Raw genomic sequence first — 24,389 nt, 5'->3', positions numbered from 1 at the left:
TAGTGACTGGGGTCATGATGAGGCCAGCACGTCCATCCCGCTACCCCCGCCGGTGGCCCGCGCCTCGCGCAAGGGTGGGGCATGAGCCCCGTGCGTTGGCTGCGACGGCGTCAAGGCGCGCCCCTCGCCATGCTATGCTCGTCCGGCCGAGGACCCTAACACGCCGTCAGGAACGCCCCACCGTGATCGCCACCGACACCCTCGCCACGGCCGACAGCCAGGCCTGGCACCAGCGTCTTGCCCAGCTGATCCTCGCGGCCGGCGGTGTCGGCTTTCCCGCCATGCTGGAGAAGACCCTGCACGAACTGGTCGGCTTCGACACCATCCTGGTCAATACCTACCAGGCGCAGCATCGGCCGCTGCTGATCCACGACAACTACCCGCCGGGGCGTCGCGAGCAGGGCATCGAGCGCTACCTGAGCGAGGCCTACCTGCTCGACCCCTTCTTCAAGGCCGTTCACGACGGCCTGACGAGCGGCGTCCATCGCCTGCGCGAGCTGGCCCCGGACCGCTTCGAGGCAAGCGACTACTACCACCACTACTATCGCGCCCTGGGCCTGACCGACGAGGTCGGCCTGTTTGCCCGGGTCGATGCCGACGTGGTGATGGTGGTGTCGCTGGGCTTTCGCGAGGATGCGCCGCGGCTGACGCGACGCAGCCTGCAGGCGCTGCGCCATGTCGCCCCGGTCCTGGAGGTGCTGCTCGGGGAGTACTGGAAGTGGCAGGGCCAGCGCTTCCAGGAGCGCCTGGCCGAGCGCGAGCCGGTAGAGGCCGCCTTCGACAGCTTCGGCCAGGAGGCCCTCACCGCCCGGGAGCGCGATATCGTCAGGCTGCTGCTGGCGGGCCACTCCACCAAGTCGGCAGCCCGGGAGCTCGACATCAGCGACGGCACCGTCAAGGTCCACCGCAAGCACATCTACCAGCGCCTGGACGTCTCGAGCCAGTCGCAGCTGTTCCGGCTATTCCTCGACCACGTGGCCCTGGTCTCCCGCCGTCAGGCAGGCCAGTAGGCCGTCAACCGGCCCGCAGCGCCGTGACCGAATCGTGATGATTCCCGCCGGGCCGAGAACCTAGCCTGAGGGCATGGTTCACTGCTGAGGAGTCTCGCCATGCCCGCATTATCCCTGCCTCGCCGCCCCCTCGTCGGGCTGGGCGCCGCGCTGGCGCTTAGCGCCGCCTTTGCCTGGGCACCGTTCGCTCACGCCGCCAGCAGCGCCGTCACCCTGCCACCGCCCTCCACCACCGGCCCTATCCCCACAGGCCCCACAAGCGACGCGCTGCAGAGCGCGGTGCTCGCCGGCGGCTGCTTCTGGGGCATCGAGGCCGTGTACCAGCACCTCGACGGCGTGACCGAGGTGGTCTCCGGCTACAGCGGCGGCGAGGCCGCGACCGCCGACTACCGCCTCGTCAGTGCCGGCCGGACCGAGCACGCCGAAGCGGTGCGCATCACCTACGATCCCCGGCAGGTCTCCTATGCCCGGCTGCTGCAGGTGTTCTTCTCGGTGGCCCACGATCCGACCCAGCTCAACCGCCAAGGACCGGACCGGGGCAGGCAATATCGTTCGTCCATCTTCTATGCCGACGAGACGCAGCAGCGCGTCGCCGAGGCCTACATCGACCAGCTCGATGCCGCCGGCGTCTTCGACCGGCCGATTGTCACCCGTCTCGACCCGCTGAACGCCTTCTACCCTGCCGAGGACTACCACCAGGACTACGCCTACCACCACCCGAACCAGCCCTACATCGTGTTCAACGACCTGCCCAAGGTAGCGAACCTCAAACGCCGGTTCCCCGGGGACTATCGGGATACCCCGGTGCTCGACACGGCGCGCTGAGGACACAGAAAGGGCCGGCCGCGTCGCCGCGGCCGGCCAAGGGATGGGGATTTCCCATCAGTGCATGAACATCGTCAGGGCGAGAGCGACATCCACACGCTCTTCAGATCGGAATACTCCTCCAGCGAGTGGTGGGACTTGTCGCGGCCGTTGCCGGACTGCTTGACCCCGCCGAAGGGCATGGTCTGATCGCCGCCCGCCCAGTTGTTGACGAACACCTGGCCCGAGCGCAGCCGCCGGGTGACGCGCATGATGCGATCGATGTCCTGGCTCCACAGCCCGGCCGCGAGGCCATAGTCGCTGTCGTTGGCGAGCCGCACCGCCTCCTCCTCGCTGTCGAAGCCGAACACCGCGAGCACCGGGCCGAAGATCTCCTCACGGCCGATGGCCATGCGCTCGGTGACGCCGTCGAACACCGTCGGCGGGATGAAGAGCCCCGGGCCCTCCAGCGCCTCGCCGCCGGCGCGCAGGGTCGCGCCCTCCTCGACGCCGCAGCGGATGAAGTCGAGCACCCGCTCGTACTGGGCCCGGTCGACCATGGCGCCCATGAAGCTCGCCGGATCCAGCGGGTCGCCGGGCTGCATGGCCTCGGCGGCGGCCAGCACCTTGTCGACGAAGGCCTCGCGGATCGAGTTCTCGACCAGCAGCCGGGAGCCGGCGATGCACACCTCGCCCTGGTTGTGGAAGATCGCCGCGGCGGCGTGCTTGGCCACCCGATCCAGATCCTTGCAGTCGGCGAAGACGATATTCGGGCTCTTGCCGCCGCACTCCAGGTAGACCTTCTTGAGGTTGGACTGGCCGGCGTACTGCATCAGCTGCTTGCCGACCCCGGTGGAGCCGGTGAAGGCCAGGCAGTCGACCTCCATGGAGAGCGCCAGCGCCTTGCCCACGGTGTGGCCGAAGCCCGGCAGCACCTGGAAGACACCGCGGGGCAGCCCGGCCTCCCTGGCCAGGCTCGCCAGGCGCAGCGCCGAGAGCGGCGACTTCTCCGAGGGCTTCAGGATGACGCTGTTGCCGGCGGCCAGCGCCGGGGCGATCTTCCAGGCGGTCATCATCAGCGGGAAGTTCCAGGGCACGATGCAGGCCACCACGCCGAGCGGCTCGCGCAGCACCAGCGCCAGGGCCTCCTCGCCGGTGGGCGCGACCTCGCCGTAGAGCTTGTCGATGCACTCGGCCTGGTAGCGCAGGCAGCCGATGGCGCCGGCTAGGTCACCCAGCGCGCTCGAGATCGGCTTGCCCATGTCGAGGGTGTCGAGCAGCGCCAGCTCGTGCTTGTGGGCCGCCATCAGGTCGGCCAGCTTGAGCAACACGGCCTTGCGCCTGCCCGGGGCGAGGCGCGACCAGGCGCCGCCGTCGACGGCGGCCCGGGCGGCCGCCACGGCGACCTCGGCATCGGCGGCGTCGCAGCTCGCCACCTCGGCCAGTATCTCGCCGGTGGCCGGGTTGACGGTGGCCAGGGTCGCGCCGCGCTGGGCCTCGACGAAGGCGTCGTCGATATAGGCGCGGGTCTCGAGGCCGCGCTCGACGGTCAGCTCGGCGGCCAGCGCCTGCCAGTCGTCGCGGGTGCGGGGGAGTCGGTGGTGTTCGGTCATCGGGGGCTCCTGGGGTCAGGCCGGACGGTTCGCGCGGGCGAGCAGGGCGTCGCAGAGCACCTGGGCGCCCAGGGCGCAGTGCTCCGGCGTGGCGTACTCGGCCTCGTTGTGGCTGATGCCGTCGCGGCAGGGGACGAAGATCATCGCGGTGGGGGCGACGCGGGCGACGTAGACGGCGTCGTGGCCGGCGCCGCTCATCATGCGCCGATGGGGCACGCCCTGGGCCCGGGTCGCGCTCTCCACCGCCGCGATGCACTCGGCGTCGAAGGCCACCACCGGCGAGGCCCAGAGCCGCTCCGATGACACGGCCACGCCGAAGGCCTCGCCGGCGGCGGCGAGCTCGCGCTCGAAGCGCGCCTGGAGGGCGTCGAGCTCGGCCTCCGCCACGTGGCGCAGGTCGACGGTGAGGCGCACCTCGCCGGGAATGACGTTGCGCGAGGCCGCCGCGATCTCCAGGCAGCCGCAGGTCACCTTGGTATCGCCGCTCTCGTCGGCCAGGGCAAGGGCCTGCAGGCGGTCGATCAGGCGCGCCGCCGCGGCCAGGGCGTCGTGGCGCAGCCGCATCGGGGTGGGGCCGGCATGGGCCGAGCGGCCGGTGAAGGTGACGTCGAACCAGCGCATGCCCTGGACGCCGGTGACCACGCCGATGGCCTCTCGGGCGCCCTCGAGGACCGGCCCCTGCTCGATATGCAACTCCAGGTAGCCGTCGAGCCGCGGCTCGCCCACCGGCAGGTCGCCGGCGAAGCCGCAGGCCGTAAGGGCCTCGCCGAGGGTCACCCCGTCGGCGTCCCGGCGGCCCAGGGTCTCGTCGACGGTGAAGGCGCCGGCATAGGTGCCCGAGGCGACCATCGCCGGGGCGAAGCGGCTGCCCTCCTCGTTGGTCCAGACCACCAGCTCCAGGGGACGCTCGGTGACGATGCCCGCCTCGTGCAGGGTGCGGAACACCTCGAGCCCAGCCAGCACGCCGAGGATGCCGTCGAAGCGCCCGCCCCTGGGCTGGGTATCCAGGTGGCTGCCGGTGGCCACGGGCTCGAGGTCGTCGCGCTTGCCGGCACGGCGAATGAACAGGTTGCCGACTTGGTCGACGCGCCAGGTGCAGCCGAGCGTCTCGCACCAGTCGAGCAGCAGTCGCCGGCCGGCGGCGTCCTCGGGGGTCAGGGCCAGGCGGCAGCTGCCGCCGTTGGCGGTGGGGCCGATCTCGGCCATGGCCATCAGGGTGTTCCACAGCCGCTGGCCGTCGATGGGAGTCGTCATGGTGCGCCTCATTGATCGTTGTTCGGTCGGGGCCGATGACGTCGTCGATCGGGGCTGTGCCGTCGACAGGTCTACGAGGAGGCGCTGTGAACCCCTCCCTGGGCGCTACTTTTGCCATCCATGGCAAAAGACCTCCTCTACAACCTGTCCCCGGCGCCCCTCGATGCGTTGCCCGCCACGGGCCTCGGTCATTCGGGCGTTATCTGCCGTGAGATCACCTTACGAGGGCGGCGCGAGCCCCCGATATACCCCAATCAGGATATGTCGCCGGCCTAGCAGGCCTGGCTAGGCTGACCTCCACTCGACAGGAGGGAATGCCATGACCACAACGACAACCACCGCCCGCCCCACCGCCACGCCGCCCGTCCTCGATGCCCAGGCGCTGTGGCAGAAGGACAGGGATCACTTCATCCACCCCTTCACCGACTTCAGCGTCTTCCACGAGCAGGGCTGCGACCTGATCACCGACAGCGACGGCATCTACGTCCAGGACGCCAAGGGCAACCGCTTCATCGACGGCATCGCCGGCCTGTGGTGCGTCAACGTCGGCCACGGGCGCGCCGAGATCGGCCAGGCGATGGCCGACCAGGCCACCCGTATGGCCTACTTCTCGACCTTCAACAACCTCTCCAACGCGCCGGCCGCGGAGCTCGCCGCCAAGCTCGCCGAACTGGCGCCCGCGCACCTCAATCACGTCTTCTACAGCTGTGGCGGTTCAACGGCCAACGACGCCACCGTTCGCCTGGTGCACTACTACTTCAACCGCCTGGGCAAGCCGAACAAGAAGCGCATCCTCTCGCGCAACAATGCCTACCATGGCACCACCTACCTGGCCGCCAGCCTGACCGGCATCGCGAGCAACAACTGGGACTTCGACACCCTCGACCACCTGGTCACCCACCTCGACGAGGCCAACTGCTACCGGCGCCCCGAGGGCATGAGCGAGGCCGAGTACTGCGATCACCTGGTGGCCGAACTCGAGGACACCATCGCCGAGATCGGCGCCGATAACATCGCCGCCTTCATCGCCGAGCCGATCATGGGCGCCGGCGGCGTGTTGGTCGCGCCGGCGGGTTACCACAAGCGCATGCAGGCGGTGTGCCGCGCCCACGAGATCCTCTTCATCGCCGATGAGGTGGTCACCGGCTTCGGCCGCCTGGGGCATTTCTTCGCCTCCGAGGCGGTGTTCGAGACCCAACCGGACATCATCAACTGCGCCAAGGGGCTCTCCTCGGGCTATGTGCCGCTGGGCGCGACCCTGATCTCCGATGAGCTCTATGAGGTACTGGGCACTCCCCAGCGCAAGGGCGGGGTGCTGAGCACCGGCTTCACCTACTCCGGCCATCCGGTGAGCTGTGCGGCGGCGCTCAAGAACATCGAGATCCTCGAGCGCGAGCGCATCTGCGAGAACGTCCGCGAGGTGGGGCCCTATCTGGAGCAACAGCTCAAGACCCTGTCCCGCCATGAAACCGTCGGTGACGTGCGCGGCAGCCACTTCATGATGTGTCTGGAGAACGTGGCCGACAAGGCGACCAAGGAACTGCTGCCGGTGGAGGCGCGGGTCGGCGACCGGGTCGCCGCCGAGGCCCAGCGGCGCGGCCTGATCATCCGTCCGGTGGGGCACCTGAACATCGTCTCGCCACCGCTGATCTGGACCCGCGAGACCGTCGACCGGGTGGTCGCCATCCTCGATGAGGCCTTCACCGCCACCACGGCATCGCTACGCAAGGACGGTTACCTGTAAGCGGTTAACGCCAACCCGCCGGCAACCGCCGCCTGTATCACTCGGCATTTCCCGGCGGGTCGAGCCACGGCGCAATGATCAACCAGAACAATTCAACAACAAAGGTTAATGACCATGTCACACTCTCCTTCGGGCTCGAAGGCCCACCCCATAGGCGTCGGCAGCGCCACCAAGGGTGGCCTGATCGTTCTCGTTGTCGTGCTGATTGCCAGCCTCAGCAACGGCGCACTCATCGACGGCGACGACTATGGCCTCTACAGCCTGCTACCCACCGCCGTGGTACTGGGCATGGCCATCCTCACCCGACGCACCATCGAATCGCTGCTGGCCGGCACCCTGGTCGGCCTGCTGATGATCGACCCGACCTCGGTTGTCACCCAGGGCTCGGACATCTTGCTGGGCGTGCTCGGCAACGACACCGTCACCTGGATCATCCTGGTCTGCGGCCTGTTCGGTAGCCTGATCGCCCTCCTGGTCAAGACCGGCGGGGTGCTCAGCTTCGGCGACACCATGACCAAACGCATCCACACCAAGCAGCAGAGCCTGCTGACCACCTGGCTGCTGGGCCTGATCATCTTCGTCGACGACTACCTGAATGCCCTGACCATCAGCGCCTCGATGAAGAAGATCACCGACCGCTTCAACATCTCCCGGGAGAAGCTCGCCTACATCGTCGACTCCACCGCGGCACCGGTGTGCATCCTGGTGCCCTTCTCCACCTGGGCAGTGTTCTTCGGCGGCCTGCTGGAGGAGAACGACGTCACCGGCAACGGCATGAGCCTCTACATCGAGGCCATCCCCTACATGTTCTATGCCTGGGTGGCGGCGGCCATCGTGCCGCTGGTGGCGCTGGGCTGGATGCCCGACATCGGCCCGATGCGCACCGCCGAGGCCCGGGCCGCGGGCGGCCAGAGTATGCCCGCGGGGGTCGACGACGGCGCCCTGGAGGTGGACGAGGAGCAGCCGCGCCCCCACCTGCTGAACTTCCTGCTGCCCATCGCCACCCTGATCTTCTTCACCTGGTACTTCGAGATCGACATCCTGCGCGGCGTGATCGTGGCGCTGGCCGTGACCCTGGTGCTGATCGGCGCCCAGCGGCTGCTGAGCTTCCACGACACCTTCGACACGGCCCTGGACGGCTTCAAGGCCATGATCATGCCCCTCGGCACCCTGGTGGCCGGCTTCACCCTCAAGGAGGTCAACGACCTGCTGGGGCTGACCGACTTCGTCATCGCCACGGTGCAGCCGCTGATGACCGCGGGGATGCTGCCGGCGGTGGTCTTCGTGACCATGGCCTTCCTGGCCTTCGCCACCGCCTCGTTCTGGGGGCTGTTCGCCGTGGCCATGCCCATCGTGCTGCCGCTCGCCGTGAGCATCGACGCCAACATGCCGCTGGTGATAGGAGCGCTGATCTCCGCCAGCGCCTTCGGCAGTCACGCCTGCTTCTACGGCGACTCCACGGTGCTGTCGGCCCAGGGCAGTGGCTGCACGCCCATGGCCCATGCCCTGACCCAGCTGCCCTACGTGCTGATTGCCGCGGCCATCGCCACTGTTGTATTCCTGACCGTCGGCCACCTGTGAGAACTGCCATGACGACCCACCATCACCCCGGCGCCCCGACGGGCGCCTCCCCCGGGACCCCGGCCGCCCAGGGCTTCGCCATGCCGGCCGAGTTCGCCCCCCACGACGCCTGCTGGATGCTCTGGCCGCAGCGCCCCGACACCTGGCGCTACGGCGCCAAGCCCGCCCAGCAGGCCTTCGTCGAGGTGGCGACGGCCATCGCCGAGAGCGAGACGGTGTTCGTCGGCGTCAACGACGACCAGTACGAGAATGCCCGCGTCCAGCTGCCCGACCAGGTGCGGGTGGTGGAGCTCTCCAGCAACGACGCCTGGATGCGCGACGTGGGGCCCACCTTCCTGACGCACCCGGACGGCCGCCTGGCCATGGTGGACTGGGAGTTCAATGCCTGGGGGGGCCTCGACGGCGGCCTCTACTTTCCCTGGGACAAGGATCGGCGGATCCGCGCCAAGATCGCCGAGATGCTCGGCGTGACGCGCTTCACGGTGCCGGTCATGCTCGAAGGGGGCGCCATCCACGTGGACGGCGAGGGCACGCTGATCACCACCGAGGAGTGCCTGCTCAACCCCAACCGCAACCCCGACCTGACCCGGGCCGACATGGAGCGGGTCCTGCGCGACACCCTGGGGGTCACGACCGTCGTCTGGCTGCCGCGGGGCTGCTACCGGGACGAGACCGACGGCCACGTCGACAACCTCTGCTGCTTCGTGGCCCCCGGCGAGGTGGCCCTGAGCTGGTGCGACGACCCGACGGACCCCCAGCACGCCATCTCCCGGGAGGCGCTGGCGGTGCTGGAGGCGGCGGTGGACGCCCGGGGCCGGAGGCTCAAGGTGCACAAGCTGCTCCAGCCGGGGCCGCTCCATATCGCCGAGGACGAGGCCAACGGCATCGATCGCCTGCGCCATTCGCACCCGCGCCGGCCGGGCGATCGCATGGCCGCCTCCTACGTCAACTTCTACATCGGCAACGCCGTGGTGGTGATGCCGCTGCTCGACCCGGCCCGCGACGATGCGGCCCGGCAGACCCTGCAGGCCCTCTTCCCGACGCGGCGCGTGATCGGCGTGCCGGCCCGGGAGATCCTGCTCGGGGGCGGCAACATCCACTGCATCACCCAGCAGCAGCCCCGTCCCTGAACCGAGCCCCACGCCTCGCTTGCGACGCGGCTTGGGGCTCTAGCGCGAGTCATGGCGCCCCGGACGGGTGAGGGTCCCCGACACTCGAGGGCGAGAGCGCCCTCCAGTGCGAGGAAGTCGACGGCGAGCGACGAGGACGACATCAGCGTCGCGCGCTGGACGCGCTCAGCGGCAGACCCGGTGGCCGCGCATGCCGAGATGGAAGTGATCGGCGTGGGCGGCGTTGTAGTCCGGGCCCAGCACGGTGCCGAAGAGATCACAGGCTCCCTGCCGGGCCCGTTTCAGAAATTCGCCCTCGTCATCGTCGTCGCCCCAGTCGCCAGACAGCGAGATGCGCTGGCCGCTGGCGAGCCGATAGGCGGCCACATCCAGCGCCTCCGCCGTGGCATGCTGGCTGCGGCGGGCGTCCTTGCGGCCGTAGACGTTGCGGCAGGCGAAGCTGCCGTAGTGTTCCACCAATGCGACGGGCTCGCTGAACAGCGCGCGGGCGGCGGGCTGCAGGCGATGGCGCTCGTAGCGTAGCCAGGCCACCGTCCAGGGACAGGTGGCCACGAAGCTCGAGCTGAACGTCACGCCCGCACGCTCGAGCCGCACCACGTTCTCGAGCGGGCAGCCCGCCACCGGCTCATGATCGGCCAGCGGCGTGAAGGCCAGCGCCGGTTCGGCGCTGCGCTCCAGCACCTCCCGGCACGCCTCGGGATCGTCCTTGAGACGGCCGAGCTTCCAGCGGGTCACCGGCGTCGGCGGGTCCGACACCGACAGCGGCCCCAAAGGGTTCCAGCCGGGTGGAAGCGTCAACGCGCCCTTGTCGAAGGCGATGCCGACGCTCACCAAGACCATCCCCAGCAGCAGGATCAGGGTCCGTCCGCGCATGCCGCCCTCTCTCGTCGTGCCCCCGCCATGGCCGGGGCTAGGCTCAGAGTATCAGGCTGAGGATCAGCGCCAAGCCCCCCACCACCAGGGCGGTGAGCACGGCCAGGATGACCAGACGATCCAGCCAGCGATCGAAGACCGCCCAGTCGATGCGGCGCGACCGGCGATGCGGAGTGGCTCCGCGCCGGCGTGACGGGGAGCCCGAGGTCCTGGGCGACATGAGCAAGCTTCCTTGTGCATCCTGTCCTCTGAGCTTAAGGGGAGCCAAGAAGCGAAGCCAGCGGCGGCTGCCATTGTGACGCGCGGCGACCGCCCCCATATAACGTTGAGCAAGCTAACGACTGGAGTCCCTATGCCCCGCCTCAACGAGATTCCGCTCTCCGTGCTCGACCTGGCCCCGATCCGCGAGGGCGGCGCCATCGCCGACACCTTCCGCGAGAGCGTGGCGCTGGCCCAGTGCACCGAGGCGCTCGGCTACACCCGCTACTGGCTCGCCGAGCACCACGGCATCGAGGGCATCGCCAGCGCGGCCACCGCGGTACTGATCGGCCATGTCGCCGGCGCGACCGAGCGCATCCGGGTGGGCAGCGGCGGCATCATGCTGCCCAACCATCCACCGCTGGTCATCGCCGAACAGTTCGGCACCCTCGAGACCCTCTATCCCGGCCGCATCGACCTGGGGCTCGGCCGCGCGCCGGGCTCGGACGGCCCCACCATGGCCGCGCTGCGTCGCGATCCCCACGCGGGGGTCGACGACTTCCCCCAGCGGCTGGCCGAGCTCGAGGGCTTCCTCGACGAGGCGCGGCCGGGCCAGCGCGTGCGCGCCGTGCCCGGCCAGGGAACTCACGTGCCGCGCTGGCTGCTCGGCTCCAGCGACTTCAGCGCCCGGCTGGCGGCCCGCGAGGGGCTGCCCTTCGCCTTCGCCGCCCAGTTCGCCCCGGCCCGGCTGCTCGAGGCGCTCCGGGTCTATCGCGACAACTTCCGGCCCTCGTCGGTGCTGGAGGCGCCCCATGCCATGGTCGGCCTGCCGGTGATCGCCGCCGACAGCGACCTGCAGGCCGACTATCTGGCCAGCACGGCGCGCCGCAAGTTCCTGGGGTTGATTCGCGGCGCGCCCGGCCGGGCCCTGCCGCCGACGGAGACGCTGGACTGGTCGCCCAGGGAGCAGGCTCAGGTGGAGCAGTTCCTGGGGGCCGCGGTGATCGGCGGTCCCGAGACGGTCCGCGAGGGCCTGGAGCACATTCTGGAGCTGACCGGCGCCGACGAGCTGATGCTCCATACCGACGTCTACGCCGCCGAGGATCGCCTGCGCAGCTACGAGCTGGTCGCCGAGGCGTGGCGCGCATGAGCCGCACCGAATACCCGACCGCGCCCTTTCTCACGCACCCCGGTGCACGGCGGGGAGAGCGGGAACAATTGCCCCGCCCCGGCCTCCAAGGGGCAGCCATTTCCCACGTGCCGGTGCCGCCGACACGTCGCACCGATTGCGGAGCCCTGCATGCCCGATTCTCGTGACCCCCGAAACAATGCCGCCTGGCGCGCCGCCCAGCAGTGGCAACAGCGTGCCCGTCAAACGCGTGCGGGCAGCCCCCTGGGCGGCCTGAAACTACTGCTCATCTGGCTGCTGTTCGGCACCATGATGATCATCGCCATGGTGCTGGGGCTGTTCTTCCTGCTTGTGGGCTGGGCGATGATGCCCTTCCTGCGTCACCGCATGAGAAAGCGCATGGAGCAGATGCGCGCCGATCAGGCCGAGGACGTGGGCGGCGGCGTTCACTACAGCGAGACGGTCTATCGTGAAACAGGCTATCGCGAAACGCGCTCTCGCCAGAGCCGCCGCGGCGATAGCCGCACCCACGAGCAGCAGGTGCTCGAGGGCGACTACGAGGTCAGGGACGACGAGCGCTCGGACCGCTCCTGACGACCCTCTCCACCGGGCAGGCGCGTAGCGGAGTGGATGCACCATCTCGAGATGCTCCACTCGCCTGACCGACGCCCTGCAGAACGGAAGGGGCCGGTATCCGATGGATGCCGGCCCCTCTTGGATTCTTCTCTCAGTCGCCGGCCATGTGGCCAGTCAGACCATCTTCAGGCCGAGGATCTCACGAGCCTGCTGCCAGGAGGCCACCGATCGCTCGTACTTCTCGCACAGCGCCACGGTGCGCTCGACCAGGGCGGCATTCGACGGCGCCAGGGTGTCGCGGTCGATGCGCACGTTGTCCTCGAGCCCCGTGCGGGTATGGCCGCCCGCAGCAATGGACCACTCGTTGAGCAGGGCCTGGTTGGGGCCGATGCCGGCGCCGCACCACTGGGCGTCCGGCGCGAGCCGGTTCAGGGTTTCGATGTAGAAGTCGAAGGTCGGCTTGTCCACCGGCATGGCATTCTTGACGCCCATCACGAACTGCACGTAGAGCGGAGCCTTGAGCTTCCCCTGCTTGGACAGGCTGACCGCCTGGTGGATGTGCGACAGGTCGAACGCCTCGATCTCGGGCTTGATGTCGTACTTGAGCATCTCATCGGCGAGCCACTCCACCAGCTGGGGCGGATTCTCGTAGACCCGATTGGGGAAGTTGTTGGAGCCCACCGAGAGGCTCGCCATGTCCGGCTTGAGCGGCAGCATGCCGCCACGCGCCTCTCCCGCCCCGGAGCGACCGCCGGTGGAGAGCTGGATGATCATGCCCGGGCAGTGCGTCCTCAGGCCTTCCATCAGCCTGGCGAACTTGTCCGGATCGGAGGTCGGCGTCTGGTCATCGTTGCGCACATGGCAATGGGCGATGGTGGCCCCGGCCTCGAAGGCCGCCTGGGTGCTCTCGATCTGCTCCTCGATGGTGACAGGAATGGCGGGGTTGTTTTCCTTGCGCCCCACGCTACCGGTGATGGCGACACAGATGATGCAGGGTTGGGTCATGTGACCTCCTTGACTCCCTCAGCATGCGATCGATGCGGGGAGATGCCAGGCTGGGTTAGCGACATACGGCCCACGGGCCGACACCGATGGGTGCACGGCCACCCGGGTCTCGGTGGACCGTGCCGTGATGAGTGGCCAGAGGCTCGAAGCCGAGCAGGCGATTGGCCACGTTGCGGCCCTGGTGTTCTTGAATGCCATGGGCACCTCCTCGTCAAGCCCGCTCGATTAGCGTAGCGATTCCCTGCCCCACGCCCACGCACATGGTGCACAGGGCGTAGCGCTTGCCGCTCTTGTTGAGCTCATGGGCGGCGGTCAGCAGCAGGCGTGCGCCGGACATGCCCAGCGGGTGGCCGAGCGCGATGGCACCGCCGTTGGGGTTGACCCGCGGATCGTCGTCTTCGAGCCCCAGGTCACGCAGGCAGGCCAGCGCCTGGGCGGCAAAGGCCTCGTTGAGTTCGATGATGTCGCTCTCGTCAAGCGACACACCGGTGCGCTCGAGCAGCTTGTTCACCGCGGGCACCGGGCCGACCCCCATGATGCGTGGCTCGACGCCGGCGGTGGCCATGGCGAGGACCTTCGCCATGGGCTTAAGGTCGTGCTTCTCCACCGCCCCGGCACTCGCCACCAGCATGGCGGCGGCGCCGTCGTTGACGCCCGAGGCGTTGCCGGCGGTGACGCTGCCACCCTCGCGAAAGGGGGTGGGCAGGCCGGCGAGCTTCTCGAGCGTCGTCTCGCGCAGGTGCTCGTCCTGGTCGAAGATCCGCGGCGTCTGCTGGCGACACGGGATCTCGATGGCAGTGATCTCCTCGGTGAAGCGTCCCGCCCGTTGTGCGGCCGCGGCCTTCTGCTGGGAGCGCAGGGCGAAGGCGTCCTGGTCCTCGCGGGCGATGGCGAACTGCTCGGCCACGTTCTCGGCGGTCTCGGGCATGGAATCGACGCCGTAGACCTGCTTCATCAGCGGGTTGATGAAGCGCCAGCCGAGGGTGGTGTCCTCAATCTCCTGGCCGCGGGAGAAGGCACGGTCGGCCTTGCCCATCACGTAGGGCGCACGGGACATGGACTCCACGCCGCCGGCCAGGGCCAGCTCCATCTCGCCGGCCTTGATGGCGCGGAAGGCAGTGCCCACCGCGTCCATGCCGGAGCCGCACAGGCGGTTCAGGGTGGTGCCGGGAATGGAAACCGGCAGTCCCGCCAGCAGCACCGACATCCGCGCCACGCTGCGGTTATCCTCACCGGCCTGGTTGGCACAGCCCATGAAGACATCGTCGATGGCCGCCGGATCGAGCCCCGGGGCCTCGGCCAATACCGCCTGAAAGATGCTGGCCGCCAGGTCGTCGGGGCGCACGCCGGACAGGGAGCCGCCAAAGCGCCCCACGGCGCTGCGCCGCGGATGACAGAGGAATACGTCGCGCATGGAGGGCCTCCTGTGGGTCGCCGGCGTGCCGGCGTTCGGTGCACGCCTTCAGCTGGCGCAGGATCTCCCCGCCGGTGGCGGTGTCCTCGGCCGCCGGAGCGGCAAGACAAGACTAGGCGGGGAATTTGTTCGCTATGTGCACATAGATTTGTTATGCGAACAAAGTAGCTCCGCAATCAAGGATTCGTCAAACCCGCGGGACACCGGTTCAGCCCTGATGCGGATAAGAGCTCAGGGTAACCTCCGGACAGCACGGCCTTTTTGGTCGGGGACCGGCCGGATGACACAAGACCATGGTCTAAAGGAAGGGAGCATCACCGACGCACGTATGCCGAGCCAAGGTATTGTTCGACTGGCGAACAAACGTGCTAAATTTGATCGATAGCCGGTGCCGGCAGACATCACCATCAGGCGGAGGGGAAAGAATGCAAGGAGAGGTATTGAGCCCGACAGACCGGGACTTCGTGACGGCGCTGGCCAGCGGACTGGAGGTGATCCTGGCCTTCGATGACGCGACTCCTCGCATGACCCTGAGCGAGGTGGCCGCCAAGACGGGCATGAACCGGGCCCGAGCCAGGCGCTTCCTGCTGACCCTCCATGCTCTGGGCTATGTCCGCAAGCAGCAGCGATACTTCGAACTGGCCCCCAAGGTGCTGAACCTCGGCTATGCCTTCCTCTCCGCCAACCACTATCGCAGCGTGATCCAGCAGATTCTCGAGGACATCACCAGCGAGTGCGGCGAGTCCTCGTCTCTGGGGGTGCTGGACGGCGACGACGTCACCTATGTGGGACGCTCCTCTTCACGCCACCGGCTGATGGCCATCACTCTCTCGGTGGGCACGCGCCTACCGGCGGCCCACACCTCCATGGGGCGGGTCCTGCTGGCCCAGCTGCCGGAGGTCGAACTCGATGCCTTCCTCGAGAGAGTGGTCCTCGAGCCGCATACCAACAAGACCATCACCGACAAGGCGGAGCTGAAGCGCTGCATCCTCGAGGTGCACCAGCAGGGCTTCGCCATCGCCGACCAGGAGCTCGACTCCGGGTTGCGCTCGATCGCCGTGCCGGCCTTCGATGCCGGTGGTCGGCTGCTGGGCGCGATCAATATCAGCACCAACGCCGCCCGCATCGACTACGACACCCTGATCCGCCAGTACCTGCCGCTGTTGCAGGAGAAGGCCCGGCAGCTCCGCGCCTGCGACAGCTGAGCGCGATGCCGCGCCGAATGGCGCGGCCGTCCTGGTGGCCGCCACCGGGCGGCGGCCCCTTCCCCGACGCCACCTTCCCTTTCAGCTCGGCATGATGTGTCTGGCTGACGCCCACCGTCGCGCGCCCCCTTACCGCCGTCCATTTCCTCCCGCTGGCCATTCGGCAGTGGCGCTCTGACCCGCGGGTCGGCGACACATCCGCTGATGCCCTCCGAAAAATCCAATCTGGTCAGATTGGCCACGACGACAACTGTCATTGTGGGTCTCGCCTGCAGACAATACGGATCAGCAAGGAAACACCACGCATCGCAAACGCCAAAGCTCGCGTTAGAGGACTCCTTGCCGACACTGGCCCCATTCGCCGGGAAGAAGGGCAAACAGGTCAGCAATGGTAACGAAAGACCCACAACAAGATTTCCGAGGTGACACCATGGACAAGACTCGACTTGAAGGAAAGAACTGCCTGATCACGGGTGCTGCACGTGGCATGGGGGCCGCCGTTGCCGAACACTATGCGGAACTGGGTGCCAATGTCTGCGTGGCCGACCTCAACCTCGAGGGGTGTGAGGAGGTGGTGGCACGCATCAAGGAAAAGGGTGGAAAGGCGATCGCCGTCAAGCTCAACGTGACCGAGCGAGAGCAGATGAAGGCGGCCGTCGATGCCACCGTCGAGGCCTTCGGCAGCCTCAATGTCATGGTCAACAATGCCGGCATCAACAAGCCGCTGATGTTCATGGACATCACCGAGGAGAACTGGCACCAGATAATGGACGTCAATGCCCTGGGTTGCCTGATCGGCATGCAGGAGGCCGCGAGACAGATGATCTCGCAGGGCAAGGAAAACGGCCCCTACAAGATCATCAATGTCGGCTCCATTCTCTCGCGCCAGGCCTTCGACGATGTCGTGCCCTACTCCTGCAGCAAGCATGCTGTCCTGGCGATGATCAACGGCGGCGCCAAGGCACTGGTCGATCACAACATCACCGTCAACGGCTACGGTCCTGGCGTCGTTCGCACCGAGCTGTGGGAGCAGCTGGACAAGGACCTGGTCAGCATCGGCAAGTTTGATAAGCAGGGCCAGTCCATGGATGAGCTTGCCGAGAAAATGATCCTGATGAAACGCTACTCCTACCCGGAAGATGTCGTCGGTACGGCCAGGTTCCTGGCCAGCCCGGAGTCGGACTATATGACCGGTCAGTTACTGATGATCGATGGCGGCATGATCATGCAGTGAGGCCACCGGCTAAGGGGTAAACGGCTTCAATAGCAGCCCTTATCGCGCATCAATCGATCGGCCCGGTCCTGTGCCAAGGACAGGGCCTTCTTGATGGAGCGCCGTCCGTCCAACACCTCGAACATCTCGCGCCCGGCAATGCTGATCAGATCCGTGATCCCCGGCACCGGCGGGCGCGGCCAGGCCTGAAGAATGTCCTTCCTGGCCATCTCATCCACGACACCGATAAGCGGTGACAACGACGCCACCTCGGGATCGCGACTCACACTGTAGCGCGGGGTGACCAGGCTGCCGTTCATGATATACAGCTTCGACAGACTGGCAGAGGTCAATGCTTTTATGGCGCTCCACGCCGGCTCCATGCGCTCTTCGGCAAGGTTGGAAGGTATGGCCAGCGCATAGCCACCGATCGGCGTAATGGGACTTCCATGATTACCCACCGGATGGGGAAGATACCCGGTGTTCCCCCAGGCGGGTGACTTCTGGTTGAGCTCGAAAAGGGGCGCCAATAGCGTGTAGTTGTACGCCATGCATGACTCGCCCGACGCATAGGATTTGGCACGCTCATACCAGGCCATGCTGAGGATATTCGGTGGCGAGTACTTCAGGATATCCAACATGTACTCGCAGGCGCGAAAGGCCGCATCAGACTGGAACATTGGCCGACATTCTTCGCCCGACACATGCTGGAAGTCATAACCGTTACGGGTGCGTCTAAGGTTGATGATCGGCTGTCCGAACTTCGCCATCAGGAAGGCGAAGGTATGGCCAAGCGGTGTCCCCCTGGCGGCGTTCCAGGCGATGCCATACCGTCCATTCCGGGGATCATGCAAGCGCCTGGCCACCTTGACCAGCGCCTCTGTCGTCGCTGGAGGTTCCAGGTGCTCTCGCTCGAAGATATCCTTTCGATAACAGAGAAGCTCGGGCGTCGTCTGGACCGGAATACCGTACTGCTTGCCGGCATAACGGGAACTCTGGATGGCGCCGGCGTGGAAATCGGACAGGTCATAGGCATCACGCTCGATCAGCGAGTCGAGCGGCGTCAGCATGTCCTGTGATGCCAGCTCCCCCGCCCAGGGGAGGTCGAAGGCAATGATATCGTACCGTGACTTCGCCATGCTCGCGTTGGAGAGGATCTCATCTCGCAGCCCATCGATCGACTTCGCCTTGTTCTTGATATCCACCCCGAAGACCGCCTCCAGCTGCCGCTTCAGGTTGTGCATCGCCATGAAGGTCGGGTCGGCATGAAGCAGGACACGCAGCCCGCCCTGCAGTTCGAGGCGCTGCGAGAGCACGGCAGGCGGCGGTACGACGTTGGAGGGCTCATCGCGCTGTCCCAGGAAGATGCGGCTGCCCTGGCCCGAACTGGGGTCCACATCGAAGGTTTCGGCCAGCAGGGACTTGACCCGGACGGCGTAGGCCTCCCATTCATCGATCAGCGCCTCGGAGGGATGAAGGGATACCGTCTTGCCCGACTTCGTCCGGGGACGCGACAGGAGCAACTCCCTTTTGAGGAGACTCTCGATGCCCCGCTTGGCCGTGCCATAGGAGAGCCCGGAGGCATCGGCCAGAGAGGTGGGCGTCGTGAGCCTTCCCGCCAGATGGTTACGCATGATGTGGATCATCATGCGTACCTCTCGATAGCCGTGGGTCATGAAGAGCGCATGCTCTGTCTCGTCCTCGAGCCTTTCAATGAAATCGATGAACCGTGAAAGCTCGGTGCTGGACAGCTTCGGCATGGGGGTCTGGGGCAGCGTATCGTAGGGTCCCTCCGGATGCCGCGTGCCCGAATCATCGATCATTATCGCCTCAAGGATCGCCATGGACTGGCCTTTGACAGTACTCCTCGCGCTCGTTGACGGGCAACCGTCATCCGGCACCATCGACGATCAGCCGAATGCCCAGCAGGATCAACAGGGTAAGAATGATCCGGAAGAACAGCTCCCCACTCAGGCGCTTCTGAATGACGAGCCCCAGGCGTACCCCTACCCAGGCGACGGGAATCATCAACAGGGCCACCGTGAGATTCTGGACGCTAAGCAGGCCGAGCAGGCCGTAGGGCACCAGCTTGACCAGGTTGGTGGCGGCCAGGAAGACCACGGCGGTTCCCAGGAACTGTTCCTTGGAAAGCCGGCTTTGCAGCAGGTAGAAATTGAGCGGCGGGCCACCGGCATGGGCGATGAAGCTGGTGAAACCGGCGATTCCCCCACAGAGCCCACCGATCCAGGTAGGCATCACGCGACCGCGGAAGGGCTTGAGCAGCCCCCACAGCCCGAACAGGATCGAGAAGATACCCAGCAGCACCTTGAGCAGGTCATCATCGAATAGCCCGTAGGTCAGATAACCGACGGCGACACCCAGCACCGCCGGAGGGAACATCAACCACAGCAGCGAGCCGACGCGATGTCGCCACCAGGCCCGGAGGCTGAAGACATCCATGACGATCAGCAGCGGCAGCATGACGGCCACGGCAAAGGTCGGACTCGCCTTCAGCGAGATCAGGGGGACCGCCACCACCCCGACGCCTCCGGCGAACCCCGACTTCGAGATGCCGGTGATCAGCACCGCCACGATCATCAGGACAATGAACTGCCAGTCATACTGCATACGACGCCTCACGCGTTTCGGAGGGGAATAAAAAAGGGCCGTGAAGACACGGCCCAAATAAAAGGGGCTTGCGCTGCCCGGCGACCACGGGGGCTCACCGAGGCGGCACCCCGTCAGCCCTGTCAGAGGACCTGGCAGACCTCATCGAACTCGAACCGATCCTGGCGCGGGAAGAGTGCCGATTCATCGCCGTAGCCCAGATTGCACAGGAAGTTGCTCTTCACCTGGCCATCGGGGAAGAACTCCTCGTCGACGGCCGCGTTGTTGAAGCCAGACATCGGCCCGGCACTCAGCCCCAACGCGCGAGCGGCCAGGATGAAGTACCCGCCCTGGATGGAGCTGTTGCGAAAGGCCGTGGTGTTGATGAAGTCGGTCTTGCCCTCGAACAGCGACTTGGCGTCCTTGTTGTGGGAGAACATGCGCGGCAGGTGCTCGTAGAACTTCGTGTCGTAACCGAGCAGAGCCACCACCGGCGCCTTCATGGTCTTCTCCTGGTTGCCGGGCAGCAGGGCGGGCTTCAGCCGCTCCTTGGCTTCCTGGCTCTTAAGGAACAGCACGCGCAGCGGCTGGCAGTTCATGGAGGTCGGGCCGAAGTGCATCACCTGATAGAGCTCGCGAAGCTTCTCCTCGCTCACGTCCTTGTCCAGCCAGACGTTATGCGTCCGGGCAGCGGTGAACAGGGTCTCGATGGCATTCTTATCGATGGCGGTCATACGGGATACCTCTTTTGTGACAATGGGTTAGTGCATCGTGACTCTCAGCTTGCCTTCAAGCCGAAGTCGTACTTCAGATAGCGATAGGGCGATGACATGGAGCGGCCATCCGGTGCCTCTCCCGGTGGCATCAGACGATAGTCCCTGACCAGGGAATCCTTGACGCCAAAGACAGCATCGGAATCCAGATAGGGATCCTCCTCGGCAAACACCTGGGTCACGAGGGTTTCACAGCCGTCGGCCATCAGCATGAAATGCACGTGGGCCGGGCGATACGGGTGGCGTCCGGTCACCTCGAGCATCTTGCCGACGGGGCCATCGGTGGGGATCGGATAGGGCGCCGGTGTCACGGTCCAGAAGGCATAGCGGCCCTGGTCGTCGGTGGTGAACCGGGCCCGCAACGAGGCGCTGTCGAGCTCCTTCTGGACGTCGTAGAAGCCTTCGCTATCCGACTGCCAGACGTCGACGACAACGTTGGCCAGCGACTCACCGCGCTCATCGTGGACTCGCCCCTCCACGTACAGCGGCTCGCCCTCGACGTTCCAGTCGATCGACGCGCCCTGGTCCGCCTGCGGCGGGTCGGCCACGTAGAAGGGACCCAGCACCGTGCTTTCCGACACCATCGGGTCCGAGGTCTGGTGGTTGATGGCATCGACCAGCATGGTCACGCCCAGGGTATCGGAGAGCAGGATGAATTCCTGGCGCTGGTCGTCGCACATCTGCCCGGTCCGCGTCAGGAAGTCGATGGCCTTTGTCCACTCCTGCTCGGTGGGCTCCACCTCGCGCAGGAAGCCGTGCAGGTGGGTCACCAGGCTGTTCAGGATCGTCTTCAGTCGCTCATCCTGACAGCCGGAGAACTCCTCGATCACGGCGTCGGTGATGTTGTCGGCATTCAGGTTGCGCATGGCATTATCCCCTTCTTGTGTCAGCGGTGGGCTCGATGGCCGACAGCCCTGCGAGGCGCTCGGTGTGATGGACCGTGGCGATGTAGTCGTCCTCACCGTGCCCCGTGCCGATCAGGGAGGTGTAGGCCTCGCGCATCTGGGCGGCGAGGGGCACCGGTACGCCGGCGCCATGAGCACAGCCGAGAATCAGGTCGAGATCCTTGGCCATCTGGGCGGCAGAGAACGTCGAGGTGAAGTCCCGCTCGCGCAGGGGCGGCACCTTGTACTGGACCATCGGCGAGCCCACCGCACTGTCGGCGACCAGCTCGAGCATGTCGTCCCAGCCGATATTGCCCTTGCGGGCCAGGGTCAGCGACTCGCCCAGCATCCCGGCGCTGACCGCGATCATCAGGTTGATCGCCAGCTTGGCATAGCGACCCTGCTCCTCGTCGCCCAGCCAGTACTGGGCCTTGGTAAAGCTCTGCATGACCGGAACGGCATCATCCAGCGCCTCGCGAGGACCAGAGACCATGGCCGAGAGGGTGCCGGCCTCGGCCGCCACCGGGTTGCCCGACACCGGACTGCGCAGATAGGCGATGCCCCGCGCCTCGGCGGCACGGGCCACCCGTGCGGATGCCTCGATGCTCACGGTACTGGTCTCGATCAGCGTGGTCCCGGGCGCCATGTGCCCGATCAGATCCCCGGCCTCCAGGCAGAGTCCCAGCAGAGCCCGGTCATCGGGGATCGAGACCAGCACCAGGGAACAGCCGTCGACCGCGCTGGTGAGGTCCTGATGAGCGACGATGCCGGCCTCCTCCGCCAGGGCCAGGCGCTCTGCGCTGAGGTCGAAGCCCTGCACGTCATGTCCCGCCGCGGCGATGCGGGCCGCCATCGGCAGGCCCAGCTTGCCAAGGCCCACCCAGGCCACCTTGCGTGTGGTTGTCATTGGGCTGTCTCCTCGTGTTGTTGCCGTGTCTGCAGCTCGGCGTAGATGCGATGACCGGACGCCTCGAGCTCACGCAGACCATCGGAGACATCGGCCAGCAGCCGGCCGTGTCGCTTGTGAAACTCCCCCGCCACCATGACGCTGTCGACATTGGCGAGACTCGCCTGCATGACGACGCTCGAGACCGGGTCGCTGACCGGCTGCATGTTGAGCAGGTTGCTGTCCAGCAACACGATGTCGGCCTGCTTGCCGGGGGTGAGGCTGCCGATGCGGTCCTCGAGCCCGAGGGCGCGTGCACCGTGGAGAGTGATCCACTCCAGCGCCTCGCGGGTGCGGATGGTCGAAGTGGCGGGGATCGTGCCCTGCTCACGGCGCGAGGCGTCGTTGTCCAGCGAGCGCTGCATGCCCAGGGCGGCGCGCGCCACGGCGAACATGTCGCCCGAGATCACCGACTCGAGGTCCACGCCCAGCGACACGACGCCGCCATGACGGCGAACGTGGCCGGTGATCGGGAAGCCGTGCCCCTGGGTCATCTCGTTCTCGGGGGCGATGGAGAAGGTCACGCCCTGCTCACAGAAGCGGGACAGCTGGCCGTCATCCAGGCTCTGGCCGTGCACGATGTTGATGTCCGGCCCCAGCAGTCCCTTCTCCTCGATGACGTCCCACCCGCCGGGGCTCACGGCCTTGCCGCCGCCCTGGTGCATGGAGGCCACCAGGCCGAACTCCTTGGCGAGCTCGAAGTCGTGCAGCGAGACCTCAAGGGTCGAGTAGTGCGGGCCCAGGATGGCGAGCCCGAGGGTCACGCGGCCGTCGGGATCCTTCAGCGGACCGGCCAGCAGTCGCTCCACCTCGCCGCGGGGATGGGGAACCTCGCTGAAGTGGGGCTGGCCGGGCTTGGGATCCGGCTTGGGGGAGCCGTGGAAGAAGACGGCGCGAATGCCCGATTCCTTGAGCCCCTTCACGGCGGCATCGGTATGCGCCGGCGTGGGATTGTTATGACACCAGTCACCCAGGGTGGTGGCACCGCAGTTGAGCTGATTCAGCGCGCCCAGCCGCGTCGCGATATGGATGTCCTCGGGGGTGAACAGCGTCGCCAGGCCGCGATGCACGTGGCCGAAGTATTCGAGCAGCGTCCAGTTGGCGGCGACTCCGCGCAGGGCCGTCTGCCAGGTATGCATGTGGGCATTGACCAGCCCCGGAATCAGGATGCCGCCGCGACAGTCGATGACTTCGGCGTCCTCGGCGGACAGGTCATGCCCCACGGCCAGGATGCGGTCGTCTTCCACCAGGACCTGACCCGAGGTCAGATCGCCGATGTCCGGATCAAGGGTCAGCACGGTGGCATTGGTCAGCAAGGTCTTCATCTGTCGGTGGCCTCCAGGGTCTCGGGGCGCCGGCCGGCATGGGCATCGCTGAGCAACCGATGAATGCCCTGGGCCTCGATCTCGCGGGGGTTCCAGTAGGGATTACCGGTGGCGATCTCCGTGGCCCGATCGATGTCGCCTTCATTGAGGCCGATATCGCGCAGGGCGAGGGGCGCCCCCACGGCTTTCGCCAGATCGTAGAGCCCGCCGGCGGCATCATCCGCGCCCAGCGCCCGGGCAATGCGCGCCATCGCCTCCGGCGCCGCCTCGGCGTTGTAGGCCACGGCATGGGGCAGGACGATGGTGTGAGTCTCGGCATGGGGCAGGTCGAAGGACCCTCCCAGGGTGTGGCAGAGCTTGTGGTGCAGCGACATCCCCACCGAGCCGAGACAGGCGCCGCACAGCCAGGCGCCATAGAGCGCGTCGGAGCGGGCGGTGGCGTCGGCGGGAGCACCGGCGATGATCGGCAGGCTGCGCGCCAGGGCCGCGATGCCCTCCTCCGCCATCATCGAGACGATCGGGTTGCGATCCTTGGCGTAGAGGGCCTCCACGGCATGCGCGATGGCATTGATGCCGCTGGTGCCCGACATGGCGACGGGCAGGCCGAGCGTCAGGTCAACGTCGTAGATGACCGTCTCGGGCAGCACCTTGAGGGTCCGCTGGGTGGTCTTGAGGCCGTTCTTCGTCTCCCCGAGGATCGGCGTCATCTCGGAACCGGCATAGGTGGTGGGGATGACGACCTGGGGCAGGTCGGCACGCAGGGCGATCGCCTTGCCGAGCCCGATGGTGGAGCCGCCGCCGATGGCCACGACGCCATCGGCGCCCAGCGACGAGAGTACCCGCATCGCCTCCTCAGTGGTCTCCACCGGGGTATGCATCCTGGCCCCGGCGAAGACGTCGGCGCCCAGCTCACCGAGCTGGTCGAGCACCTGGCGTGCCTGGCCCTCCTGCTGCGGCGTGGAAAGCACCAGCACCCGCTGGCAGCCCAGCGCCTGGACCTCCTCGGCCACCCGGGCCAGGGTACCCTGGCCGAAGATGACCCGCGACGGCAGGCCATTGTAAGTGAATGGCATCATGGTGTTGTCCTTGTTGGTTGGGTGAGACC

At 66.9% G+C, this 24,389-nt stretch carries 22 protein-coding genes; 9 read left to right on the top strand and 13 right to left on the bottom strand.

Features of this window, described 5'->3' with window-relative positions:
• Positions 1-182 precede the first annotated feature (182 nt).
• Both ABE957_RS06995 and msrA read left to right on the top strand, forming a co-directional pair.
• The gene (locus ABE957_RS06995; protein ID WP_349757952.1) at positions 183-1,010 is read left to right on the top strand and encodes a LuxR C-terminal-related transcriptional regulator; all 828 of its coding nucleotides are present in this window, start codon (positions 183-185) and stop codon (positions 1,008-1,010) included.
• A 99-nt stretch (positions 1,011-1,109) separates the two neighbouring features.
• The gene (gene msrA, locus ABE957_RS06990; protein ID WP_349757951.1) at positions 1,110-1,835 is read left to right on the top strand and encodes a peptide-methionine (S)-S-oxide reductase MsrA; all 726 of its coding nucleotides are present in this window, start codon (positions 1,110-1,112) and stop codon (positions 1,833-1,835) included.
• A 74-nt stretch (positions 1,836-1,909) separates the two neighbouring features.
• Here msrA and ABE957_RS06985 read toward each other — a convergent pair whose 3' ends face one another.
• Together ABE957_RS06985 and ABE957_RS06980 are read right to left on the bottom strand one after the other, a co-directional pair.
• Positions 1,910-3,427 carry an aldehyde dehydrogenase gene (locus ABE957_RS06985; protein ID WP_349757950.1) on the bottom strand — a complete coding sequence of 506 codons (1,518 nt, stop codon included), beginning with the start codon at positions 3,425-3,427 and terminating at the stop codon, positions 1,910-1,912.
• A gap of 15 nt (positions 3,428-3,442) precedes the next feature.
• A complete protein-coding gene (locus ABE957_RS06980) occupies positions 3,443-4,681 on the bottom strand; it encodes a M20 family metallo-hydrolase (protein WP_349757949.1) in 1,239 nt (412 codons plus the stop codon).
• 319 nt (positions 4,682-5,000) lie between these two features.
• Between ABE957_RS06980 and ABE957_RS06975 the strand changes: the two genes are divergently transcribed.
• The 3 genes from ABE957_RS06975 (at position 5,001) to aguA (ending at position 9,136) form a co-directional block, all read left to right on the top strand.
• Positions 5,001-6,425: an aminotransferase gene (locus tag ABE957_RS06975; RefSeq protein ID WP_349757948.1), complete on the top strand. Its 1,425-nt coding sequence runs from the start codon at positions 5,001-5,003 to the stop codon at positions 6,423-6,425.
• Positions 6,426-6,539: 114 nt separating this feature from the next.
• Positions 6,540-8,006: a Na+/H+ antiporter NhaC family protein gene (locus ABE957_RS06970; protein ID WP_349757947.1), complete on the top strand. Its 1,467-nt coding sequence runs from the start codon at positions 6,540-6,542 to the stop codon at positions 8,004-8,006.
• Positions 8,007-8,014: 8 nt separating this feature from the next.
• Complete coding sequence (aguA, locus tag ABE957_RS06965) at positions 8,015-9,136, top strand: agmatine deiminase (RefSeq protein WP_349757946.1); 1,122 nt, start codon at positions 8,015-8,017, stop codon at positions 9,134-9,136.
• 165 nt (positions 9,137-9,301) lie between these two features.
• Here aguA and ABE957_RS06960 read toward each other — a convergent pair whose 3' ends face one another.
• Together ABE957_RS06960 and ABE957_RS06955 are read right to left on the bottom strand one after the other, a co-directional pair.
• On the bottom strand, positions 9,302-10,009 hold the full coding sequence (locus tag ABE957_RS06960) for an extensin-like domain-containing protein (RefSeq protein WP_349757945.1): 708 nt from the start codon (positions 10,007-10,009) through the stop codon (positions 9,302-9,304).
• A 43-nt stretch (positions 10,010-10,052) separates the two neighbouring features.
• Positions 10,053-10,229: a hypothetical protein gene (locus ABE957_RS06955; RefSeq protein ID WP_349757944.1), complete on the bottom strand. Its 177-nt coding sequence runs from the start codon at positions 10,227-10,229 to the stop codon at positions 10,053-10,055.
• 132 nt (positions 10,230-10,361) lie between these two features.
• Between ABE957_RS06955 and ABE957_RS06950 the strand changes: the two genes are divergently transcribed.
• Positions 10,362-11,357: an LLM class flavin-dependent oxidoreductase gene (locus ABE957_RS06950; RefSeq protein WP_349757943.1), complete on the top strand. Its 996-nt coding sequence runs from the start codon at positions 10,362-10,364 to the stop codon at positions 11,355-11,357.
• A 150-nt stretch (positions 11,358-11,507) separates the two neighbouring features.
• The gene (locus ABE957_RS06945; RefSeq protein ID WP_349757942.1) at positions 11,508-11,930 is read left to right on the top strand and encodes a hypothetical protein; all 423 of its coding nucleotides are present in this window, start codon (positions 11,508-11,510) and stop codon (positions 11,928-11,930) included.
• A 156-nt stretch (positions 11,931-12,086) separates the two neighbouring features.
• On the opposite strand, the gene ABE957_RS06940 is transcribed toward ABE957_RS06945, so the two are convergent.
• Together ABE957_RS06940 and pcaF are read right to left on the bottom strand one after the other, a co-directional pair.
• Complete coding sequence (locus ABE957_RS06940) at positions 12,087-12,917, bottom strand: 3-oxoadipate:acetyl-CoA acetyltransferase (RefSeq protein WP_349757941.1); 831 nt, start codon at positions 12,915-12,917, stop codon at positions 12,087-12,089.
• 211 nt (positions 12,918-13,128) lie between these two features.
• Complete coding sequence (gene pcaF, locus ABE957_RS06935; RefSeq protein ID WP_349757940.1) at positions 13,129-14,331, bottom strand: 3-oxoadipyl-CoA thiolase; 1,203 nt, start codon at positions 14,329-14,331, stop codon at positions 13,129-13,131.
• Between the two features lie 425 nt (positions 14,332-14,756).
• On the opposite strand from pcaF, the gene ABE957_RS06930 reads away from it, so the two are divergent.
• Together ABE957_RS06930 and ABE957_RS06925 are read left to right on the top strand one after the other, a co-directional pair.
• Entirely contained in the window at positions 14,757-15,536 is a 780-nt protein-coding gene (locus tag ABE957_RS06930; RefSeq protein WP_349757939.1) for an IclR family transcriptional regulator domain-containing protein, read from the top strand.
• 430 nt (positions 15,537-15,966) lie between these two features.
• Positions 15,967-16,770 (top strand): SDR family NAD(P)-dependent oxidoreductase, encoded by an 804-nt coding sequence (locus tag ABE957_RS06925; RefSeq protein ID WP_349757938.1) that lies wholly within the window; start codon positions 15,967-15,969, stop codon positions 16,768-16,770.
• A gap of 26 nt (positions 16,771-16,796) precedes the next feature.
• On the opposite strand, the gene ABE957_RS06920 is transcribed toward ABE957_RS06925, so the two are convergent.
• The 7 genes from ABE957_RS06920 to ABE957_RS06890 all read right to left on the bottom strand — a co-directional run bounded on the left by ABE957_RS06920 (position 16,797) and on the right by ABE957_RS06890 (position 24,360).
• Positions 16,797-18,593: an ABC transporter substrate-binding protein gene (locus ABE957_RS06920; protein WP_349757937.1), complete on the bottom strand. Its 1,797-nt coding sequence runs from the start codon at positions 18,591-18,593 to the stop codon at positions 16,797-16,799.
• A gap of 46 nt (positions 18,594-18,639) precedes the next feature.
• Positions 18,640-19,377, bottom strand: coding sequence for a sulfite exporter TauE/SafE family protein (locus ABE957_RS06915; RefSeq protein ID WP_349757936.1), 738 nt, complete (start codon positions 19,375-19,377; stop codon positions 18,640-18,642).
• A 122-nt stretch (positions 19,378-19,499) separates the two neighbouring features.
• Positions 19,500-20,090, bottom strand: coding sequence for a malonic semialdehyde reductase (locus ABE957_RS06910; protein WP_349757935.1), 591 nt, complete (start codon positions 20,088-20,090; stop codon positions 19,500-19,502).
• Positions 20,091-20,134: 44 nt separating this feature from the next.
• Positions 20,135-20,995 carry an intradiol ring-cleavage dioxygenase gene (locus tag ABE957_RS06905; RefSeq protein WP_349757934.1) on the bottom strand — a complete coding sequence of 287 codons (861 nt, stop codon included), beginning with the start codon at positions 20,993-20,995 and terminating at the stop codon, positions 20,135-20,137.
• Between the two features lie 4 nt (positions 20,996-20,999).
• On the bottom strand, positions 21,000-21,920 hold the full coding sequence (locus ABE957_RS06900; protein WP_349757933.1) for an NAD(P)-dependent oxidoreductase: 921 nt from the start codon (positions 21,918-21,920) through the stop codon (positions 21,000-21,002).
• On the bottom strand, positions 21,917-23,284 hold the full coding sequence (locus ABE957_RS06895) for an amidohydrolase family protein (RefSeq protein WP_349757932.1): 1,368 nt from the start codon (positions 23,282-23,284) through the stop codon (positions 21,917-21,919). Before ABE957_RS06895 ends, ABE957_RS06900 begins: the two co-directional genes overlap by 4 nt.
• Positions 23,281-24,360 carry a maleylacetate reductase gene (locus ABE957_RS06890; protein WP_432765406.1) on the bottom strand — a complete coding sequence of 360 codons (1,080 nt, stop codon included), beginning with the start codon at positions 24,358-24,360 and terminating at the stop codon, positions 23,281-23,283. The genes ABE957_RS06895 and ABE957_RS06890 overlap by 4 nt, the downstream gene beginning before the upstream one ends.
• Positions 24,361-24,389: the final 29 nt, after the last annotated feature.

Source organism: Halomonas pelophila (assembly GCF_040196315.1).
Taxonomy (GTDB): domain Bacteria; phylum Pseudomonadota; class Gammaproteobacteria; order Pseudomonadales; family Halomonadaceae; genus Halomonas; species Halomonas pelophila.
This window is presented reverse-complemented; position numbering and strand designations above follow the sequence as displayed.

What these genes read in the sequence shown, in the direction of transcription:
- ABE957_RS06985 (WP_349757950.1), bottom strand. Translation starts at nt 3,427, where the DNA reads ATGACCGAACACCACCGACTCCCCCGCACCCGCGACGACTGGCAGGCG.
- ABE957_RS06915 (WP_349757936.1), bottom strand. Translation starts at nt 19,377, where the DNA reads ATGCAGTATGACTGGCAGTTCATTGTCCTGATGATCGTGGCGGTGCTG.
- ABE957_RS06960 (WP_349757945.1), bottom strand. Translation starts at nt 10,009, where the DNA reads ATGCGCGGACGGACCCTGATCCTGCTGCTGGGGATGGTCTTGGTGAGC.
- ABE957_RS06950 (WP_349757943.1), top strand. Translation starts at nt 10,362, where the DNA reads ATGCCCCGCCTCAACGAGATTCCGCTCTCCGTGCTCGACCTGGCCCCG.
- ABE957_RS06895 (WP_349757932.1), bottom strand. Translation starts at nt 23,284, where the DNA reads ATGAAGACCTTGCTGACCAATGCCACCGTGCTGACCCTTGATCCGGAC.
- ABE957_RS06930 (WP_349757939.1), top strand. Translation starts at nt 14,757, where the DNA reads ATGCAAGGAGAGGTATTGAGCCCGACAGACCGGGACTTCGTGACGGCG.
- pcaF (WP_349757940.1), bottom strand. Translation starts at nt 14,331, where the DNA reads ATGCGCGACGTATTCCTCTGTCATCCGCGGCGCAGCGCCGTGGGGCGC.
- ABE957_RS06970 (WP_349757947.1), top strand. Translation starts at nt 6,540, where the DNA reads ATGTCACACTCTCCTTCGGGCTCGAAGGCCCACCCCATAGGCGTCGGC.
- ABE957_RS06920 (WP_349757937.1), bottom strand. Translation starts at nt 18,593, where the DNA reads ATGGCGATCCTTGAGGCGATAATGATCGATGATTCGGGCACGCGGCAT.
- ABE957_RS06945 (WP_349757942.1), top strand. Translation starts at nt 11,508, where the DNA reads ATGCCCGATTCTCGTGACCCCCGAAACAATGCCGCCTGGCGCGCCGCC.
- ABE957_RS06890 (WP_432765406.1), bottom strand. Translation starts at nt 24,360, where the DNA reads ATGATGCCATTCACTTACAATGGCCTGCCGTCGCGGGTCATCTTCGGC.
- ABE957_RS06955 (WP_349757944.1), bottom strand. Translation starts at nt 10,229, where the DNA reads ATGTCGCCCAGGACCTCGGGCTCCCCGTCACGCCGGCGCGGAGCCACT.
- ABE957_RS06900 (WP_349757933.1), bottom strand. Translation starts at nt 21,920, where the DNA reads ATGACAACCACACGCAAGGTGGCCTGGGTGGGCCTTGGCAAGCTGGGC.
- ABE957_RS06980 (WP_349757949.1), bottom strand. Translation starts at nt 4,681, where the DNA reads ATGACGACTCCCATCGACGGCCAGCGGCTGTGGAACACCCTGATGGCC.
- ABE957_RS06975 (WP_349757948.1), top strand. Translation starts at nt 5,001, where the DNA reads ATGACCACAACGACAACCACCGCCCGCCCCACCGCCACGCCGCCCGTC.
- aguA (WP_349757946.1), top strand. Translation starts at nt 8,015, where the DNA reads ATGACGACCCACCATCACCCCGGCGCCCCGACGGGCGCCTCCCCCGGG.
- ABE957_RS06940 (WP_349757941.1), bottom strand. Translation starts at nt 12,917, where the DNA reads ATGACCCAACCCTGCATCATCTGTGTCGCCATCACCGGTAGCGTGGGG.
- ABE957_RS06905 (WP_349757934.1), bottom strand. Translation starts at nt 20,995, where the DNA reads ATGCGCAACCTGAATGCCGACAACATCACCGACGCCGTGATCGAGGAG.
- ABE957_RS06910 (WP_349757935.1), bottom strand. Translation starts at nt 20,090, where the DNA reads ATGACCGCCATCGATAAGAATGCCATCGAGACCCTGTTCACCGCTGCC.
- ABE957_RS06925 (WP_349757938.1), top strand. Translation starts at nt 15,967, where the DNA reads ATGGACAAGACTCGACTTGAAGGAAAGAACTGCCTGATCACGGGTGCT.
- msrA (WP_349757951.1), top strand. Translation starts at nt 1,110, where the DNA reads ATGCCCGCATTATCCCTGCCTCGCCGCCCCCTCGTCGGGCTGGGCGCC.